Raw genomic sequence first — 18,553 nt, forward strand, 5'->3', positions numbered from 1 at the left:
CGTGGCTTGAGCCGCTTCCTTCGCTTTGCTACGTCCAGGGTCTCAAGACGCACGCTGATCCCTCAGGAGTCGGCCTTTCTCCGTTCCGGTACATTCTGATACTCTAAAAAATATTTGCTGATAGAACAGAAAAAAACGTAAAGGACTCATTCCCCTTACGTTTTTCTGTTCTGTCCCAACCTCGTTTTCTTTTTGTCACAAAGTATTTGGGTTTTAGATTTGCTTATACAATAAGCTGTAAAGTTAAATGACACTAGGTATCAGTCATAAAATGGATAGACTGACATAAAGATGTGTGATAGGTTGAATAGGGTATATAGAAAATTATGGAAAGGAGGAGCGGACATGAAAAGAGCAACGGGACTAGCCCTAGGCTTTATCGTCATAGTTTGTTTGGTCGTCATAGCATTTATGGGCAACCAACTGCGTGTTAATAAAGACCAGGCATCAGAAACGCCGGAAGTAGCAGCGCCGACTGAAGAGGTTGCTGGGATTCAGCACAACCCGCCTTCAATGGATGACATTCCAGAGGGGAAAGAAGGGGAAGCAATTAAACGCGGCTTCGATTTATTCGATGATACGTCTAACGTATTACGTTCTGAGGCGGCAACAGTAGAAGACGGACTTGCACGAGTGAATGAATTGTCTTGTACAAGTTGTCATGCAGGTGCAGGAACAGACGAAGGTGTTTCATCCATGGTCGGAATGTCTGCAGTTTATCCGATGTACATCGGACGATCGGGTCAAATGGTTACACTAGAAGAACGTATTAACGGCTGTATGGTAAGAAGTATGGACGGGCAAAAATTTGCTGCTGATGATGAAGACTTAGATGCAATGGTCGCATACATGACGTATATCTCCGAAGGAATTCCAGTAGGCGCCGAATTAGATTGGCGCCATAAGAACTCTCTGGATGATTTACCGACACCGAACGTAGAAAACGGTGAAGAAGTGTATCAGCAATCTTGTATCGCATGTCACGGTGAGAACGGTGAAGGGATCGGTTCTAACACGGGTCCTAAACTTTGGGGTGAAGGATCATTTAACGATGGAGCAGGAATTGCACGTATGACGAAAATGGCGGGGTACATCCAGAACAACATGCCTGTTGGTCAAGAAAGTACACTCACTGATCAAGAAGCTAGTGACTTGGCGGCGTACATCCTATCAAAAGATCGTCCTGAATGGAAAAATCATGACAAAGACTGGCCGGACGGAGGTCGTCCGAACGATATCATAACGAAAGAACGTCGTGATCAAATCAAAGATGGAACTATCAACTGGAATGAAGTATTAGCTCAGCCAGAAAAGAAATAAGCTGTTCAACACGTCTGTCACATAAAGTGGCAGGCGCTTTTTTCTGTGGTAAACTAGTGGCATAAAGAAGAGAAAAGGGGAGAATGACTATGAAATCACCATTTACATTTACACATACAAAGCCAGTGAAGTCAGGAGAAAAACAACCTGCACTATTTTTACTTCATGGAATGGGGAGTCATGAAGAAGATCTACCACAACTAGTCAAAGATTTTACAGATACACATCATATTTTCAGTTTGAGAGGACCTATCGTTCATGAGCCAGGCTATGCATTTTTCACGATTGAAGAGGAAGGAAAGCCGGTTCGTGAAGTATTCGATAAAGTGCTCGTCTATATCCAATCATTCATTCGTGAAGCTATTCAGGAGTACGATCTAGATCCTGACCGTTTGACGGTCGTCGGTTTCAGTCAGGGAGCCGTACTTGCACAGGCGCTGGGTGTAACGTTGATCCCTTCACTGCATGGAGTAGTGGCGCTTAGCGGGTATGTACCTGATTTCGTCAAGAGTGAATACGCAATACAATCTGTGGAAAATCAACAGGTATTCATTTCCCATGGAGACTATGACTATGTAATTCCATCCCAATCTGGAGTGGAAAGCAAGGAGTATTTCGAGTCGCTTGGTGCAGACGTTACGTTTAAAACATATAATGACGGACATGGTGTAACACCAGAGAATCAACAAGACTTGGCGGCGTTTATTCGGTCGCTATAAGGAGTTGATCGGTTGAAGATCAAACCATTTTGGGCAATTATGTTGACGGTCGTATTGATTTGGGTGGCTAATTATATTTACGCAGAGAAGCACAAGCTTGAGCGTCCTGTATTCTTGAATCATTATCTTGATTTAAACTTGAAAAATGAACAGTATATACCGTTTTATTTTATTACGAATAAAGATGATACGTCTTTTATACAGTTCGTGGAGCTAGGCAATATTCGGGGAATTCCGGATCGTTTTGGTGAGAATGAGGGAGTAGAGGTAGTAGAGCAATTTGGCAGATATTCATTAAAAAGAGTGAATATCCAGTTCGATCCGGAAGCATTCGTGACCTCTGGTGAAACAGTAAAATTCGATAATATGGTTGTCCACTTTTCTGGAAACGAAGTAGCTACTTATTCAATAGGTCAGATTGTGTTTCAATATCAAAAAGAACAGTGGGACCCGCTCTCATTCAAATCGGGTTCGGTAGGAGAATATTCGGAAACCCGGCTGAACGCAAAAGAGGCACTGACGATTGAATCGGTCGACACAGTATTCGATGATGCCTTACAAGATCAATTTCTTATAAAATTGCATAGCGCAAATGGTGTCGAAACAGAGCAACTAAGGCCTGTATTGGAAAGCGATGAGTGGAATCATGCAAAAGGCATTGATCTACGTGAGATGAATTTACCTCTGCAATTAGCCGCAGGGGCCTGGTTGAATGTGAAAAGTTATGCGGATCCTGCATTGCATGCCGTATTAGACGTAAAGATTGATTTGAACGGTACGACCGAAGCGGGTGAATCGTTCGTTACTCGGGTTGGTCATCTCCACTATTATCCATATATGACGAAAGAGTCTATCCGGCAAGTCATCGAGGATCGAACGGAGGTAAAAGCTCATGAATAAAGCATTTAAGTTATTCTTTTGGGGCTATCTCTTCGTTTTCTTCCGATTGCAAATAGGGATTGATATACTGGCAGCACCAATTGGTTACTATTTGATTTATTCAGGTGCGCGACTACTAACTCAACGTTATCGGGTAGCCAAAAAAGTGGAAATCACCGCATTCATTGGGATGCTGATTTCGGTACCGGGGGTTTTCGTCAATCTTTCTGAAGTCAGTGATATGGGCTGGACCATATATGCGGGAATTTTATTCATTTGGAAAACAATCGTCGTCTACTACTTATTTGGTACGTGGAAATCGATTATTCAAGAACCTGGCCAAGCACAGTTGCGTAACCGCATACACACGGCTTATATCTGGTACATGAGCATTCACTTTATGATGATGCTCATGACAGCATTCTCGCTAAATTTTGGAGACCATGCATTTTCAACTTTCTTCATTATTATCAGTTTTGCATTGGTTGCGATGGACGTCTTGTTACTGTTCCTCATCGCTTCATTGCGTAGAGAGAATTGGGCAGAATATAAAACCAACGAGGCTGGGACATAACTAGAAAATAGTCCGCTCCCCTGCGCTGGCGCTCTTGTAAGGTCTCAACATTCGCGCTAGATCCCGCAGGAGTCGGCCTTTTTCCGCTCCGGTACACTTCTGTATCACAAAAGTTACTTTTATAAATACGTAGTCAAAAAAATGCATGAAGGAGAAGAATGATCCTTCATGCGTTTTTTTGGTTTTGTTTCGGTTTCTTCCAAACGCATCAGCTCGGAACGACAATCACCGTCGCCTTACCGTTTACTTCACCCGTCGTAACTGTAGTCGCCTCTTCACCGCAAACCGTTGCAATATAGCCGGCCACGTCATCCCGAACAGTACTAGAAAAATGCCAAGAAACTGCAATGCCGTTAACTTTTCGCCAAGCAACAACATCGAAGCTATAATCGCCACAGGCAACTCAACAGCACTCAAAATAGAAGACATGCCCGCGCCGACTTTTGGCACTCCGACAGAAAACAAGAAAATAGGAAGGACAATTCCGAACACACCTAAAATGGAACCATAAATCCACAAACCATCACCTAACATCCCGTTCCATAAAATCTCTGGGGATTGGAAAAATGTAATGACAATCGCGGCATAAAACGACATTAAGAACAACCGCGTCACTACGTCCATACCTGGTACGGGCTTCTGATTTGCTGTAACGAACGCAGCGAAACTAAACGCCGCGGCAAGTCCCCATGCCCATCCCTGCCATGGGATTTCGCTTAGATCAACGTCGATTAATCCGGCAGCTAAAATCGTTCCGCCAAATAGAAAGACAAGTGATACCACTTCCGAACGTTTGGGCAAACGCTTGGCCCCTACACATTCATAGAGCATTCCGATCCAAGTGAATTGAAAGAGTAATACGACCGCCAATGAAGCGGGCATATATTCAACTGCTTTCCCGTACACCGTCCCGGTAATCGCTGTGAATAAACCAGCAATTAATACTGGGAAACTTCCACGGAAAGTCGGTAAACCACGTTTGACTAAGATGAAAATAATAAGCGCTAAAAGAAATCCGGTATAATATTGGCTCGTCACTGCTTCCGAAGCGGTGAAGCCATCTTGAATTGCTAATTTAATAATCGTTGATAAAATTCCATAACTTGCAGCTCCAAGTACAACGAGCAGCGGATACATCCACATTTTCATCCGCATAACCTCCATTTCCATCGGATCATAGTATAGCATGAAAATAAGTTTTCAGACTGCACTATACTCACTGTATTTCCCGGGAAATAGCAACAAGTACTGCAAATAAACGAGGAAAAGCTGTACAGTGGAATTTTCACTGTACAGCTTTTAACGGTGAATCAGTGGGGAGCGCCGTAGTCATTCGACAAGCTGCCACCACTAAAACGAGGGGAGTGGTTGATTTTTTCTTTCATAAGCGCTTTTCGCTGATCGGGTAAAGAGATGGAATCGACCGTTTGCATATCTTCATGCAAATCGAACAAACTAACTGTGTTAGTCTGTAGATTTTCAGGATGTGTCTGAATCAGACGATAGGTATTCGGATGATAGTTAGGGCTTGGATTTTTCCTTGACGCCACGTCTTATCGCCTCCTATTATGCTTGGCGAACCATTTTTAGAAGCATATGTGCCAAAGAGTGTTGCTCTTCTTTAGTGCCTGAATCCCACAGTTCTTGTAATAAATATTGCTCACGGTTTCGCGGTTCTTCATGACGTGATAAATAATCGGCAATAAACTTTGTGGTTTTCGCCAATTGTTCATCACTCATTCCAAGGCTTTCACCTTTTTCTACCTTATCGGCTAGATACCCTTTAAAATGATTGAAGTTCTGCAAAATCTGATCTTTCTTGTCCTTACCCATGTTTGAAACTTCAGACTCCAGCTTTTTTTTCATTTCCACCAATCAACCACTCCTTTTCATTGTGATACAACTAGCGTGTACAAGAAGTGGAGAACTATGCACAGGAAGATATATGTAAAGTATTTCGAATTATGTGTGAAAGTGGTCTTCAATGGGTAGAAGTATAGCATAGTGTTAGTGATAGGGAGGTGCAATAATGGCTAATAAACAATATGAGGGCACATTTCATTCCGTAGATAACGTTCGTTATAAAATAACTGAACTAGAAGCAAAAGGATTTAAAAAACATCACATTTGTGTAGTCTCCAATGTGCGAGATGACCTAAAAGTACTGGAAAGTGATCCTGAAATTGAAATAATCGGTATTCAGGAAGGATCGGTTTGGGATCATACGCGCCGTTTGTTCAACAGTAAAGATGAGATGTTAACGATTTTCATTAAAATGGGTTTTACAAAATTAGAATCCAAAACATTCTATAATGATTTAAAAGAAGGTGGGATCGCTTTATTTGTTGATCAACTGACAGATGAAGAACGAGCGCAATCTGTAGATCCACATGATAGTGCCCATCAGCAAACAGACAGTGGTGAAAATCTGGATAGTAATCCGAATGGAGAAGTAGGTAATCCTATTCCAAATAGTCCACGAATAGGTACAAATCAGTTGTAAAAAAGAAGGATCTCCCATTGTAATGGAAGATCCTTCTTTTTATATTGTATAGAAAACAAGTCCGCTGATTGAGCAGCAGACTTGTTAGTACATGTATTATTTTTCAGGATGTGATTCATCATCACTAAAGCGTTCTTTTGCTTTACCGATCTTTTCTTGTGTAGCACCTTTTGCTTTGTCCCATTTACCTTCAGCTTGCATTTTAGTGTTGTCCGTTAAATCACCTACGGTATCTTTTACACTACCTTTGACTTTGTTGCCAAAACCTTTTAATTTATCTTCTGTACCGTGATCTTTGTTACTCATACTATCTCCTCCATTTCGTTTGTTATTATATTAAATACCCACTTTTTAAAAGGGAAAACATTCAATAAATGGTCGGAATAATTACATAATGTATTGTGCCCACTATAAAATTCTCCATAAGACACTGAGTATCGATAGTAGACCTCCGGATGAATTTTAAAGAAAATGAAAAGCCGGAAACCTTCTGAGGGCTCCGGCTTTTCGGGTGTATACAAATGTCTGGCATTACGGATTACTGTTCATTCCTGAAAGGTTACTAATTTGCTCCATAAGCTTTTCCCGTGACTGCTTATTTCGCATGAGATAAAGTGCACCTAGTCCGACAGCTGTCATCGCCATTTTGTTCATTTGTCTAACACCTCCAAATGGTAGGATGGCTCTTTGTAGCAAGAATATACAATGGATTTCAATTTGTATTCTACAATTTTCTGTTAAACTTTTAGTGTAGTGATATAATTTCATTATTCATATTTCAAGGACTGGAAGTGTCATCATGAATTTACAAGCTAAATCAACGCTTCGCGAGCTTCGATTTTGGCGTATTGTCATCGGGCTGGGTATTGCTTCAGTGCTAATTTTTGCCGCGATGTATGCTATGCAGCCTTTGCTACCTATTTTAACAAAGCAATTCAATGTCTCCGTGTCCACTGCCAGTTTAGCTATGTCTGTTAATACAATAGGTCTAATCTTCGGTTTGGTGATTCTTGGGTTTTACTCCGACAGGCTAGGTAGATCCGCTTTTGTAAAAGTCTCAGTATTAGTAACGGCGCTTTTATTTATACCGATGTTTTTGACGCATTCATTTACGGTCATCCTTGTATTGCGTTTTATACAGGGATTTGCGATGGCAGGAGTATTGGCTGCCGCACTTGCTTATATCAATGAAGAGATTAATGAGCGTGTAGTGGGTGTGGCGACAGCTCTGTATATTTCATTCAACGGCACAGGTGGCATGCTTGGTCGTTTTGTCACGGGCTATTTAGCAGAACGTTGGTCATGGGAACTGTCTCTTCAACTGCTAACAGTCGCAGGCGTGGCGGTATTTATCTTCTTACTATTCGTGTTACCAAAATCCAATTACTTCACGCCGAGTGTGGAGTCAATGAAGAAAGACATGGAAGGTTTCGGTATACATTTAAAGAATCCGGCGTTGTTAATTGTCTTTGGACTTGGTATCGCATTGCAGCTGAGCTTTACCGGCATGTGGACATTTCTACCATTCCATTTGACAGCTTCACCGTTTTCGATGACGCTTGATGAAGTTTCTTATATCTACTTCGCGTATGCATTTGGAATTATCGGCGCACCGCTCGCTGGCTCTATTGCCAGTAAAGCAGGTATGAATTCTGTTCGATTTATAGGTGTACTCCTGCTAGCGGTTGGCTGTCTTCTAACCATTCCAACTATATTACCGTTGATTATTATTGGTTATTGCATTATCTGTCTTGGTTTTTTCTCTGCGCATTCTTTAACTGCGGCATCTGTCAGTAAAGAAGCAACGCATCATAAGGGGAGTGCATCAAGCCTGTACCTGGTTTCTTATTATATTGGTATGGCGGCAGGAAGTACGCTAGTAACACCGCTTTGGCAGTTTGCAGGGTGGACGGGTCTCGCTATGTTTTCAGCAGTTGTGCCAGTTGTCTATGTACTATTGATTCGATTGCGACGCAGAGTGTTGAGTAAAGTGCAGTAAATAAAAACCAGATGCTTGGGATGAACCCCGGCATCTGGTTTATTTTAGTTTTTAAATACATCTGGTACTGTATGCAAATCGATGCCCCATAATATTGGAAGCAGGAAGTAGATACAAAGTGTCACGAGCAAGACCCCAACTATATTGAGCGCGAAGCCAGCTTTCGCCATGTCAGGAATTCGTAGATAACCTGATCCGAAAACGACTGCGTTCGGTGGGGTGGCAACCGGTAGCATAAATGCACAAGATGCTGCTACACCTGCTGCAATCATCAATGCATACGGATGGAAATTAAGTGCAAGTGCCAACGAAGCCATGATTGGATACATCATAGAAGCTGTTGCTGTATTCGATGTGATTTCTGTCAAGAAAATAACCAGTGTCGTAACAATCAAAATGATGACAATGAGCGGAACACCTTTCAACCCAATCAGTTGAGCACCGATCCATTCGGACAGACCGCTACTGACAAAGCCAGCTGCGATAGCCAGTCCACCACCGAAGAGAAGTAAGATACCCCAAGGTAATTTCACTGCCGTATTCCAATCCAGTAAGTGATCACCTTTTTTATTTACAGACGGAATGATGAACAAAATCATTGCAAACGTAATAGCGATGACACCGTCACTTAAGCCGTCAATAAATCTCGATAGGAAGAATGAGCGCGTAATCCATGAAAAAGCAGCAAGAGCAAAGACGATGAAGACCATAATTTCTTCAATTGATGGACGTCCAAGCAACTTCTTTTCCTTATCAATGACTTCGCGTCCGCCAGGTAATGTTTTGACTGGTGATTTGTAGACGATCTTCACTAGGTACCACCAAGTCAGTAAGATGAATACCCAAGCAAAAGGTACGCCGAACAACATCCATTTACCAAAGGATAACTCGATGCCATAGATTTTATTGATGGCACCAGCAAGCAGTGTATTCGGAGGCGTACCGATCAATGTCGCAATCCCGCCTAATGAAGCAGAGTAAGCAATACCAAGCATCAATGCTTTACCGAATCCAAAGTTTTCTTTTGATGTATCGATAGTCGGATCGTCCTTTAATGCGATTGTTACTTGTGTAATGATCGCCAAACCGATTGGCACCATCATCATTGCTGTGGCAGTGTTAGAAATCCACATAGATAAAAATCCGGTAGCTACCATGAAACCGAGAACGATTTTGTCCATGTTTGTTCCGATTGCAGAGATGATTGTCAGTGCAATTCGTCGATGTAAATTCCACTTCTCAAGCGCGAGTGCGATCATAAATCCACCCATAAATAAGAAAATCGTTTCATCTCCATAGGAAGAAGCGGTGTCTTTCATTTCCAAGCCGCCTGTCATTGGAAACAGTATGAGCGGTAGCAAGGACGCAACTGGAATCGGAATGGCTTCCGTAATCCACCAAACCGCAATCCATACAGTACTGGCTAAAATAGCGATACCCGCTGCGGATAAGTCTGTAGGTTTGAAAAACAGTAAAATAAGGGAAAAGAGTAATGGCCCAAGCACCAATCCAATGAGCTGTGTAGCTGAATAACTGCGGGAGTCCCTACCTCCACCTTCATGATTCACGCCAATCTTTTTTCCACCCTGTCCGCCTGTTGCCATTTCAGAAGAAGCGGGCGCAGCAAAAAAGCGGAAGACATCTTTAACTTGATCGTGTAACGACCAAAGACGATTCCAAGTCTGTTGTAACATTAAGATCCCTTCATTTCTACGTTGTATTTCTTGAAGAGTTGAAATCTTCAAAGACACAATCATTTTACCTATTAAATACAACTAGAACAAGAGGATTTAAGACTTTTTCGCATAATTAGATAATTATTGTTACAATACAGTGTATAAATCGATGGTTATTATACAGCAAGGGGTATTTAAAAATTTCGACACAGGGGATTCAACCGCGTATAATAAAGTTAACTATGTAAGTTAAAATAGAGGGGAAGTGAGCATTTGACGAAAAAGGTGTGGTTTCAGGTAGGTGTTGGTATATTACTGGCATTGTTGATCACGAAATTCTTTTTAGAAGTAAATTATATTTTTAGACCGGTGGGTATCATTTTACAGACTATTATCATGCCATTAATCTTCGGTGGCCTGCTTTATTACATAACGGTACCTATCCAGCACTATTTGGAAAAGAAAAAAATGCCGAGATGGGGAAGTATCATAACGATTATGCTCATACTCGTAGCGGTTATTTGGATTTTAATCGCAATAATTGGTCCGATGGTCACGAAACAAGTGAATAATCTCGTGGACAACGGGCCCGCTCTCACTCATCAGATTGAGCAGCTAAAAGATAAAGCAATTAATCAAATGGACAATTTACCTGAAGGTTTGCAGGATTCTCTGAATTCAGCAGTTGAGTCAATCCAAACTTTTGCGGTAACATTCGGCAAATGGTTCGTACAATTTGTACAATCCTTCGTCCAAGCGGTAGCGTTATTGTTACTTGTACCGTTCTTCTTCTTATTTATGTTGAAGGATCATGAAAAATTTGCTCCGAGAGTATACAATCTATTTTCCGGAAAGCGACGTATATGGATAAAGAAGACATTGGAAGATATTGATCAGGTCTTACGTTCTTATATTCAAGGACAATTATTAATTAGTGCTATTTTGGCAGCGATTATTTTGATTGGTTATTCAATCATCGGATTGGAGTATGCCTTGTTACTAGCAATTCTCGCTTTATTCATGAATATCATTCCGTTTATTGGACCGTGGATTGCGGTAGCTCCAGCCTTAATCATTGCGTATTTACAGGAACCTAAATTAGTTATTTGGGTCGGAGTGGTTACGTTAGTCGCGCAGCAAATCGATAGTAATCTCATTACGCCGAACGTTATGGGGAAATCACTTGATATTCATCCTCTAACGATCATTACAGTATTATTAGTGGCGGGAAGTCTTGCAGGATTCCTTGGTATTCTAGTAGCTGTACCTGCTTATGCAGTTGGTAAAGTAATTGTGCAGAACATCTATGAAATGCGACAAGAAATTAGTGAAGCGGCTACGAAGAATATATAGCGATAGAATCAGCCTCCTAGTCTTTGGACTGGGAGGTTTTTTTATGGGGATAAAAAAAGTAAAACAGTACATTCTACGATAAAAGAAAGGGTGTTGGCATATGCTGACGGAATTTCCCGTTATTCAAACCAATGTTTGGGATGCGATTTGGGGTGTTCCGGTTGTCCTAGTCGTGGTATTGATCGTCAAGTGGATTTTTAAAGTGTCGCTTAGTTGGCTTTCGACAGTTGCTACAGTCGTTGCGCTTGCGATATCTATATTCATCAGCCATCCCAAAAATTTGTCTGCCGGAATTTTTATGGGGATTTTTTATAGTGGTGCGGCTATGGGGATTATCTATTCGACTAAACAATCCTTCCATGCATATCGTAAACGTTAAAAGCAGGCCTTCGCATAGTGAGCGAAAGCCTGTTTTTTTAAGGTATTGGGCAAAATCCACAGCGCATTAATCCAGGTACATCTTTTGAGAAACAACATGTCTTTCGAACGGTGGTATTTAATAAAGCAGATGGTTGTGAACCGTTTAAATAGCTGGCGAAACGTGAGTGATCGGCGATGCCTGTCCATGTGGTGTCGTCTTTTAGTATGCTTAAATCTTCGCTTGCTTCCATTTCCGATCCTGGGTCTGACAGTAGTACATGATATTGCCATAACCAGAAGCCGAAAATGTTTTCCCATAAAGTAAGGGGAGATACCGGGACAGCCGTGCGTAGCGACGTAATCACCGAATGTGCATCATCTAGTACACGTCTAATATGCGCTTCTCGGTCTTCGTCATCAATCATTTCCCAGTCTGCGCTATCTATAAATGTGCTGATCGTTTTATTGCCGAACTCTTGTCGTGCACCGAACTGCAAGTCTTCTGCTGATCCGTTCCACATTTCATCATACACAGCCAAATTATAGAGCTGCATGGCGAAAAACATGCCGAGGCGACGTACGAAAAACGAAGCTGCAACGACTTCATTTGGACTTTGGCTGACAGTTTGGGCGACTTGGACGATAGTTTGTACTTTTGAAGGGTCCAGTACATCGGCTAGCGTGAAGACTGGATGTACTGGCGGTTCCAAGTAGACACTGTAACTATTCAATTCTCTGATTTGGTCTGGTGTAAGTATAGTCATAGCTTCAGTATAATCAAACTACTTTACGGAAACAACCCGAACGTGACGCCAGCCCAACCAGTTTACTAGGCCTTTACATACTATAGGCAGTGAAGAGGTGGTGAAGAGTGGAGACTCAAGTATTGGCTCGCAATGAATCATTTGAGGTGGAACAAAGGGAATGGAATTTGCGGCAGCGCAAAGAACGTGGCAAGCGATTGCTGACGATTGTGTCACCGTTGTTCCTGCTGGTGCTATGGGAAGTGATGTCGAGAACGGGTATCTTGGATATTCGCTTTTTCCCGCCGCCCAGTACGATTGTGCAAACCTTTTATGACATGGTTGTGAGCGGCGTGATGGCGAAACATGTTGGCGTCTCATTGTATCGGATTTTCATCGGATTTTTAGCAGGTGTCATTCCAGGCATCATTGTCGGTTTATTGATGGGATTATATTCTCCAATCCGGCATTTTGTTCAACCGATTGTCATGGCTCTTATGCCAATTCCGACGTTGGCATTATTGCCAATCATCATTATTTTATTCGGAATTGGAGATTTGTCGAAGGTTGTGACGATAGCAGGAAGTGTATTTTTCCCGGTTGTCATTAATACGGCGGCGGGTGTGTTGAATATCGATAAGATTTATTTGGATGTTGCTAGTAACTATCAAACGAGTCAGTGGAATTTCTTCTTTAAAATCGCTCTTCCCGGAGCACTTCCTGTCATGCTTGAAGGAATCCAGATGGGGCAGGCGATTGCGTTATTGACGATTGTGGCGGCAGAGATGATGGGGGCGACTTCCGGTATCGGTTATTTGATATGGACGTCCTATAAGGCCTTCTTATTACCTGAAATGTATGTGGGATTAATTCTCATTTCCTTTTTCGGTTACTTATTCTCGCTTATACTGCGTGCGCTTCAAAATAAATTATTGCCATGGAGGTGAAGGAAATGGAGGGGGAGCCAAAGATTACGGTGGATGGACTAATGAAAGCTTTTTATAAGAAACAGGGCAGTGTCATTGCACTTGAAGATATTTCTCTGACGGTAGCTGAAGGTGAATTTGTTTGTCTCGTTGGGCCGAGCGGTTGTGGCAAGACGACGCTGTTACGTATCTTGGCTGGACTTGAACAGCCAAGTGTCGGCAACTTTACGATTGCGACTGAGACGAATGATCGTCCGTTGCAATCGATGGTATTCCAAGAACGTGGTGTCATTCCATGGCTGACAGTACGTGAAAATGTAGCCTTCGGGTTGAAGATGCGTAATTTGCCGAAAGCATTCATTAATGAACGAACGGACTTTTATTTGAAGAAGACAGGGTTGGAACGGTTCGCTTCGCTGTATCCAAAGGAATTGTCAGGCGGTATGAAGCAACGCGTGAGTATAGCGAGAGCTTTTGCGAATGATCCCGAGATTTTACTGATGGATGAACCGTTTGGTGCACTCGATGAACAGAACCGCTTTATTTTGCAGGAAGAGTTATTGAGTATTTGGGCAGAGACGAAGAAGACCGTATTGTTCATTACACATAGTATTGATGAAGCGTTGTTGCTCAGTGATCGCATTCTGTTGATGGGAGCTCAACCGGGGAAAATCATTGAAGAAATCATTATTGATATGCCAAGGCCGAGAAAGATGGAGGATGTTCGGAAAGATCCGGAAATGGCAACAAAATTCATCGAGATATGGCATCATTTGCAAGAGGAAGTACTGAAATCGAGAGAATAAGTGATAAAAGGAGAGATGATGTGGGGAAATGGGTGAAGAAGGCGGGTTTGTTCAGCTTATTATCGTTCGTATTGATCATGGGGGCATGTTCTCCGAAAGAAGTTACGAAGCCTGTAACGAATGACGACAAGCCAGCATCGGGTGATTTGGCTCCACTTGAGAAGCAGGCGAAAGTATTTATAGCGGAAGATGGCGCGGCTTCTGGAGCTGGCTTCTATATTGCGAAAGAAAAAGGGTATTTTGACGATTATAATATCCGTGTAGATTTTGCGGATTTTGCAAATAGTGATGACATGTTGCCCGCACTAGCCGCTGGGGAAGTCGATATCGCGGGTGGCGTCTCCACTGCATCATTCTTTAATGCGATCGCCCAAGGCATTGATGTACGGATCATTGCGGATAAAGGTCATAATATGCCCGGTAAGTCCTACTTCAGTTTCGTCATCGGTAATCATATGGTCGATGAAATCAAGGAATACAGTGACTTCAAAGGAAAGAAAATCGCAGTATCGTCTCGTAACTCTATTGATGGCTATATCTATGAAGAGATGTTAAAGCATGCAGGTTTGACGGAAGATGATGTAGAGTATGTGCACATCGCAGACTTCGGTGCAATGCTTGGGGCCATTGATTCAGGAACGATTGATGCAGCATTAAATATTGAACCGCTTATTGCGCAGGGTATCAGTAAAGGTTTTCACGTTCGCTTTGGAGACGCCACGGATTATGCGCCTGAATCACAAATCGCCATGGTATTGGCTTCGCCTCAGTTCATGGCCAATGAAGAACTGTCGCTACGCTTCATGGCGGCCTATTTAAAAGGAGTGCGTGACTATAACGACGCATTCTTTAAAGATCATGGTAAAGAAGAGATTATAGACATTATGGTGAAACATACGGCGTTGAAAGATCCTGAGTTATGGGAGAGAGTGTTCGTGACAGGACTCGATCCAAACGGCAAGATGTTTATCGACGATATTAAGAAACAGTATGAGATGTATAAGGCGAATGGAGCGATTCGTGGTGAAATCGATTTCGATAAGTCTGTAGATCCGTCGCTTGTTGAGCGTGCGATTAAAGAAATTGGGTTGTACGAAGATTGATAATTGGTGGAGCTGTCCTAGAAGTCATGACGTTTGTGACTTCTGTTGATGGCTCCTTTTTGCTGTAGAGAGGGGGATTGGCGTCTCGGAAAGTGTCATCTGCTAGTGCATCCATCTATTATGGGTGCTAATTTAATTACACAGCAAACATGCTTTCCTGACGTTTTGCTTTTACCGGAAAAGACGGTATTTGATGTAAATTCATCTACAATTAGACAGAAAAACATGCTAAAATAATATGACAGACTATTGGGAGTATGGTGAAATGAATGAGGAAATACATAGGTGAGATCGGGTTGACGTTCACTGCTATTATCTGGGGGAGCGGTTTTGTGATGAGCGCGCTCGCTTTGGAATATTACACACCGTATCAAATTTTAGCTGTGCGTTTTATCATTGGGGCTTTACTACTTAGTATCGTCTTCCATAAACGTCTACTTCGGGTGGATAAGTCGGTTTTATGGAAAGGCGCATTGCTTGGTGTTTTTCTGTATGGAGCATTTGCTTTGCAGACGGTAGGTTTGCAGTTTACGACACCTTCAAAGAATGCATTTTTAACCGGTGTAAATGTAGTGATGGTCCCGTTGATCGCGTTCATTTTGTATAAGCGGAAACTCGATACATTTGAATGGTTTGGTGCAGTACTGGCGCTAATTGGAGTGGCGGTTTTATCGTTGCAGTGGTCTACCACTATTAACATTGGCGATGTGTTGACACTTGGTTGTGCCGTGATGTTCGCGTTTCATATTTTATACACGGCGCGCTTTGTCCGCACAGAAGACGCCATTTTGCTAACGCTATTACAAATGGTTGTCGCCGCAGGGATCAGCTCGGTGACTGTTATCGGAATGGGCGAGACGTCATTCTCCATGGAGCCAAAGGGTGTAAGTTCAGTGTTGTACTTAGCTGTATTTTCTACGACGTTGGCATTCTTAATGCAAACAGTTGGACAGAAACACTTATCAGAAACGAAAGCGGCCATTATTTTATCGACAGAATCAGTTTGGGGCATGATTTTCTCTGTTGCCCTCGCCTATGAACTGTTAACGTTCCGCATGTTCCTAGGTGCATCCATTATCTTCATCGCGATTTTATTGTCAGAAGTTAGACCGCCATTATTGAAAAAACGCATTCCGCGGCAAGTTAAAGAGCATGAAATTTGAAAAAGGGTTGTCTTTCAAGTCTTCAACTGACTTTGAAACAACCTTTTTCTATGTTTTCTTTGCTGCCAATGAAGTTTGATAACTATGCAACGACATGCCTCCGATAATCACCAGCATGCCAATTAATGAAAGAGCACTCGGTACTGGCAAGCTCAGCAATAGCATCTCGCCAAGCATGGCGAAAATTAATTCGACGGACTGTGTAGCTTCGACAGCTGCCAGTTTCCCTTGATCATGTTGTACTAGATCCGTCGCCATGAAGAATAGTGAAGTGGCGATCACACCTGAACTGACCGAAACAATTAATGACTGCACGACTTGGCTCGTAGAGGGCAAGCCGACTGTCGCCCAAGCATAGAGAGCGAGGAGCAGCCAAATCGGTATTGTCATTAGTGTCATCGCGAGTACACGCTGGAACATATCGAGCCGGCCGCCGACCAAGTTCATCATCTTCCGATTACCAAGTGGATAGGCGAATGCTGCAATGATGAGTGGTAACGTACCGAGTAAAATGGTTTTAGTCGATACGCTACTAGCATGCGGAATCTGGATTAGCAGGACGCCTACTAAGATGACCAACGAAATTACCAATGATGTTGCAGGTATATGATGGTGGATTGTCTTGATTTCGCCAGTTTCCGTCTTCGTTTGGAACGTGAAGAAAGGGGCTAGCAAAACACCAGCCACAATCGTCATTTGCCATGTTCCTGCAACAAGCCATCCTGGACTATAGCCGGCTGAAAACGTTAGAGGACCGTAGAACATAACAAATGCCACGAAACTCCAAATAAAAAAAGGCCATGGTGCAGCAGTCATTTCCCGTTTGATGCCATCCAATCCATTGCGCATCGCCACAATCACGACAAGAAACGGAACCATGAAGAAGTAGCGTAGTGAGGCACTCCACATCCAACTACCACCGTCGAGTTCCATAGAGCGATTCAGCACAAAAGTCACCGCAAAAAAGAGCGCAGATAAAACGCCGATCCACATTGCTTTCATATGCTTAACCGCGCTGTTCTTGAAGTTTCAGCGCTTCAATGATAACGTGTGTAGCTTTCACCATATTATCTGCCGAGATAAATTCGTATTTGCCGTGGTAATTTTCGCCGCCTGTGAAGATGTTTGGCGTTGGCATGCCCATATAGGAAAGTTGAGAACCATCCGTACCCCCACGAATCGGTTCGATTTTCGGTTCGATATCGAGACTACGATAGACGTCCGCCATTACGTCGACAATTTCCATGACAGGTGCAATTTTTTCCCCCATATTGAAGTACTGATCTGTTACCGTAAGCTCCACGGAATGTTCTCCATATTTCTCCTGAAGGCGAGCGGCGGTATCTCGTACTAGTTGTTTACGCGCTTCAAAAGCATCGCGGTTGAAATCGCGTATGATATATTGATACGTCGTTTTTTCTACAGAACCATGCGCATCCATCAAGTGAATGAAACCTTCATACTGTTCCGTTTCCTGAGGTATTTCGTGTTGCGGCATAGCTCGCTGAAATTCTGCTGCGATTAATAATGAATTGATCATTTTATCTTTTGCTGTGCCTGGGTGTACATTCGCGCCGTGAAATAGTACTTCTGCGCCTGCAGCATTGAAGCTTTCATACTGAAGTTCTCCAAGCGGTCCGCCGTCCATAGTATAGGCAAACTCTGCACCAAAACGTTCTACGTCAAATTTATGCGGCCCGCGTCCGATTTCTTCGTCAGGTGTGAACCCAACGCGTACTTTACCGTGTTTGATTTCGGGATGTTTAACTAAATAGTGCATGGCGGTCATGATTTCTGCGATACCGGCCTTATCGTCAGCCCCTAGTAAAGTCGTGCCGTCCGTCGTGATCAGCGTGTGGCCTACGTAGTTGGTAAGCTCAGGAAATGCCTGTACGCTCATGACCGTTGATTCATTCAAAGAAATGTCTTTACCATCATAGCTGTCAATGCGTTGTGGTTTGACGTTCGTACCTGTATAGTCAGGCGCTGTGTCGATATGAGCCAGAAATCCGACTGTTGGTAGTTGTTTGTCGGTGTTAGCGGGTAGTGTGCCAAAAAGGTAGCCGTTTTCGTCCACAGAAATTTCTTTTAGACCGATGTCGGCCATTTCTTTTTCAAGCACTCGCAGCAGGTCCCATTGTTTTGCGGTAGAAGGTGTAGTGTCCGAAGCGGCGTCGGATTGAGTGTCGATTTTAGCGTAGCGGATGAGTCGTTCAATCAGTTCTTCTTTCATGTAGCAAGCTCCTCTCAAGATACAGATTAATGTTTTCATTTTAACAGAGCTATGTGAATATTTCGCTTAAAACGAATAAAAAAAAGAACCGAGAGTTCGGTTCTTGGAAATGGTGTAGGGGTTGGGATTGGCGCTACGGAGGGAACGCGTTCCTGAGGGCCCGCGGTGAGCCAACCAGGTCGCTAGCTCCCCCGGA

The 18,553-nt window shown here is 42.9% G+C and carries 21 protein-coding genes; 12 read left to right on the forward strand and 9 right to left on the reverse strand.

Going from position 1 to position 18,553, the window contains the following annotated elements; all coding sequences use genetic code 11:
* Positions 1-345 precede the first annotated feature (345 nt).
* From CSV70_RS16845 to CSV70_RS14380, 4 genes are all read left to right on the forward strand, one after another.
* Positions 346-1,320: a c-type cytochrome gene (locus tag CSV70_RS16845; protein WP_085132399.1), complete on the forward strand. Its 975-nt coding sequence runs from the start codon at positions 346-348 to the stop codon at positions 1,318-1,320.
* An 89-nt stretch (positions 1,321-1,409) separates the two neighbouring features.
* Positions 1,410-2,039, forward strand: coding sequence for an alpha/beta hydrolase (locus CSV70_RS14370; RefSeq protein ID WP_085132400.1), 630 nt, complete (start codon positions 1,410-1,412; stop codon positions 2,037-2,039).
* A gap of 12 nt (positions 2,040-2,051) precedes the next feature.
* On the forward strand, positions 2,052-2,939 hold the full coding sequence (locus CSV70_RS14375) for a hypothetical protein (RefSeq protein WP_085132401.1): 888 nt from the start codon (positions 2,052-2,054) through the stop codon (positions 2,937-2,939).
* Positions 2,932-3,492 carry a hypothetical protein gene (locus tag CSV70_RS14380; RefSeq protein WP_099627686.1) on the forward strand — a complete coding sequence of 187 codons (561 nt, stop codon included), beginning with the start codon at positions 2,932-2,934 and terminating at the stop codon, positions 3,490-3,492. Before CSV70_RS14375 ends, CSV70_RS14380 begins: the two co-directional genes overlap by 8 nt.
* 243 nt (positions 3,493-3,735) lie before the next feature.
* Here the strand turns inward: CSV70_RS14380 and CSV70_RS14385 are convergent, their stop codons facing one another.
* The 3 genes from CSV70_RS14385 to CSV70_RS14395 all read right to left on the reverse strand — a co-directional run bounded on the left by CSV70_RS14385 (position 3,736) and on the right by CSV70_RS14395 (position 5,358).
* Positions 3,736-4,641 carry an EamA family transporter gene (locus CSV70_RS14385; RefSeq protein WP_099661137.1) on the reverse strand — a complete coding sequence of 302 codons (906 nt, stop codon included), beginning with the start codon at positions 4,639-4,641 and terminating at the stop codon, positions 3,736-3,738.
* A gap of 161 nt (positions 4,642-4,802) precedes the next feature.
* On the reverse strand, positions 4,803-5,042 hold the full coding sequence (locus CSV70_RS14390) for a hypothetical protein (RefSeq protein WP_085132405.1): 240 nt from the start codon (positions 5,040-5,042) through the stop codon (positions 4,803-4,805).
* Between the two features lie 16 nt (positions 5,043-5,058).
* Positions 5,059-5,358: a DUF3243 domain-containing protein gene (locus tag CSV70_RS14395; RefSeq protein ID WP_085133610.1), complete on the reverse strand. Its 300-nt coding sequence runs from the start codon at positions 5,356-5,358 to the stop codon at positions 5,059-5,061.
* A 163-nt stretch (positions 5,359-5,521) separates the two neighbouring features.
* Between CSV70_RS14395 and CSV70_RS14400 the strand changes: the two genes are divergently transcribed.
* Positions 5,522-5,995 carry a YflT domain-containing protein gene (locus CSV70_RS14400; RefSeq protein ID WP_085132406.1) on the forward strand — a complete coding sequence of 158 codons (474 nt, stop codon included), beginning with the start codon at positions 5,522-5,524 and terminating at the stop codon, positions 5,993-5,995.
* Positions 5,996-6,091: 96 nt separating this feature from the next.
* Here the strand turns inward: CSV70_RS14400 and CSV70_RS14405 are convergent, their stop codons facing one another.
* On the reverse strand, positions 6,092-6,301 hold the full coding sequence (locus CSV70_RS14405; protein WP_085132407.1) for a CsbD family protein: 210 nt from the start codon (positions 6,299-6,301) through the stop codon (positions 6,092-6,094).
* A gap of 225 nt (positions 6,302-6,526) precedes the next feature.
* On the reverse strand, positions 6,527-6,649 hold the full coding sequence (locus tag CSV70_RS16810; RefSeq protein WP_255397532.1) for a hypothetical protein: 123 nt from the start codon (positions 6,647-6,649) through the stop codon (positions 6,527-6,529).
* 145 nt (positions 6,650-6,794) lie between these two features.
* On the opposite strand from CSV70_RS16810, the gene CSV70_RS14410 reads away from it, so the two are divergent.
* Positions 6,795-7,994 carry an MFS transporter gene (locus CSV70_RS14410; RefSeq protein ID WP_085132408.1) on the forward strand — a complete coding sequence of 400 codons (1,200 nt, stop codon included), beginning with the start codon at positions 6,795-6,797 and terminating at the stop codon, positions 7,992-7,994.
* A 44-nt stretch (positions 7,995-8,038) separates the two neighbouring features.
* On the opposite strand, the gene CSV70_RS14415 is transcribed toward CSV70_RS14410, so the two are convergent.
* Entirely contained in the window at positions 8,039-9,688 is a 1,650-nt protein-coding gene (locus CSV70_RS14415) for an SLC13 family permease (protein ID WP_099661138.1), read from the reverse strand.
* Between the two features lie 255 nt (positions 9,689-9,943).
* On the opposite strand from CSV70_RS14415, the gene CSV70_RS14420 reads away from it, so the two are divergent.
* Positions 9,944-11,023, forward strand: a complete 1,080-nt coding sequence (locus CSV70_RS14420; RefSeq protein ID WP_085132410.1) for an AI-2E family transporter — start codon at positions 9,944-9,946, stop codon at positions 11,021-11,023.
* Between the two features lie 100 nt (positions 11,024-11,123).
* Positions 11,124-11,402: a hypothetical protein gene (locus tag CSV70_RS14425; RefSeq protein WP_085132411.1), complete on the forward strand. Its 279-nt coding sequence runs from the start codon at positions 11,124-11,126 to the stop codon at positions 11,400-11,402.
* A 37-nt stretch (positions 11,403-11,439) separates the two neighbouring features.
* Here the strand turns inward: CSV70_RS14425 and CSV70_RS14430 are convergent, their stop codons facing one another.
* Positions 11,440-12,147 (reverse strand): hypothetical protein, encoded by a 708-nt coding sequence (locus tag CSV70_RS14430; protein WP_099661139.1) that lies wholly within the window; start codon positions 12,145-12,147, stop codon positions 11,440-11,442.
* A gap of 107 nt (positions 12,148-12,254) precedes the next feature.
* On the opposite strand from CSV70_RS14430, the gene CSV70_RS14435 reads away from it, so the two are divergent.
* From CSV70_RS14435 to CSV70_RS14450, 4 genes are all read left to right on the forward strand, one after another.
* A complete protein-coding gene (locus CSV70_RS14435; protein WP_099661140.1) occupies positions 12,255-13,073 on the forward strand; it encodes an ABC transporter permease in 819 nt (272 codons plus the stop codon).
* A 5-nt stretch (positions 13,074-13,078) separates the two neighbouring features.
* Positions 13,079-13,858: an ABC transporter ATP-binding protein gene (locus CSV70_RS14440; RefSeq protein ID WP_085132414.1), complete on the forward strand. Its 780-nt coding sequence runs from the start codon at positions 13,079-13,081 to the stop codon at positions 13,856-13,858.
* 77 nt (positions 13,859-13,935) lie between these two features.
* Complete coding sequence (locus CSV70_RS14445) at positions 13,936-14,961, forward strand: ABC transporter substrate-binding protein (protein WP_198166121.1); 1,026 nt, start codon at positions 13,936-13,938, stop codon at positions 14,959-14,961.
* Between the two features lie 269 nt (positions 14,962-15,230).
* Positions 15,231-16,124, forward strand: a complete 894-nt coding sequence (locus CSV70_RS14450) for a DMT family transporter (protein WP_099661141.1) — start codon at positions 15,231-15,233, stop codon at positions 16,122-16,124.
* Positions 16,125-16,172: 48 nt separating this feature from the next.
* On the opposite strand, the gene CSV70_RS14455 is transcribed toward CSV70_RS14450, so the two are convergent.
* On the reverse strand, positions 16,173-17,126 hold the full coding sequence (locus tag CSV70_RS14455; RefSeq protein ID WP_099661142.1) for a DMT family transporter: 954 nt from the start codon (positions 17,124-17,126) through the stop codon (positions 16,173-16,175).
* A gap of 4 nt (positions 17,127-17,130) precedes the next feature.
* Entirely contained in the window at positions 17,131-18,357 is a 1,227-nt protein-coding gene (gene pepT / locus CSV70_RS14460) for a peptidase T (protein ID WP_099627691.1), read from the reverse strand.
* Positions 18,358-18,553 lie beyond the last annotated feature (196 nt).

The sequence above is a fragment of the Sporosarcina sp. P25 genome (assembly GCF_002743235.1).
Classification (GTDB): Bacteria; Bacillota; Bacilli; order Bacillales_A; family Planococcaceae; genus Sporosarcina; species Sporosarcina ureae_B.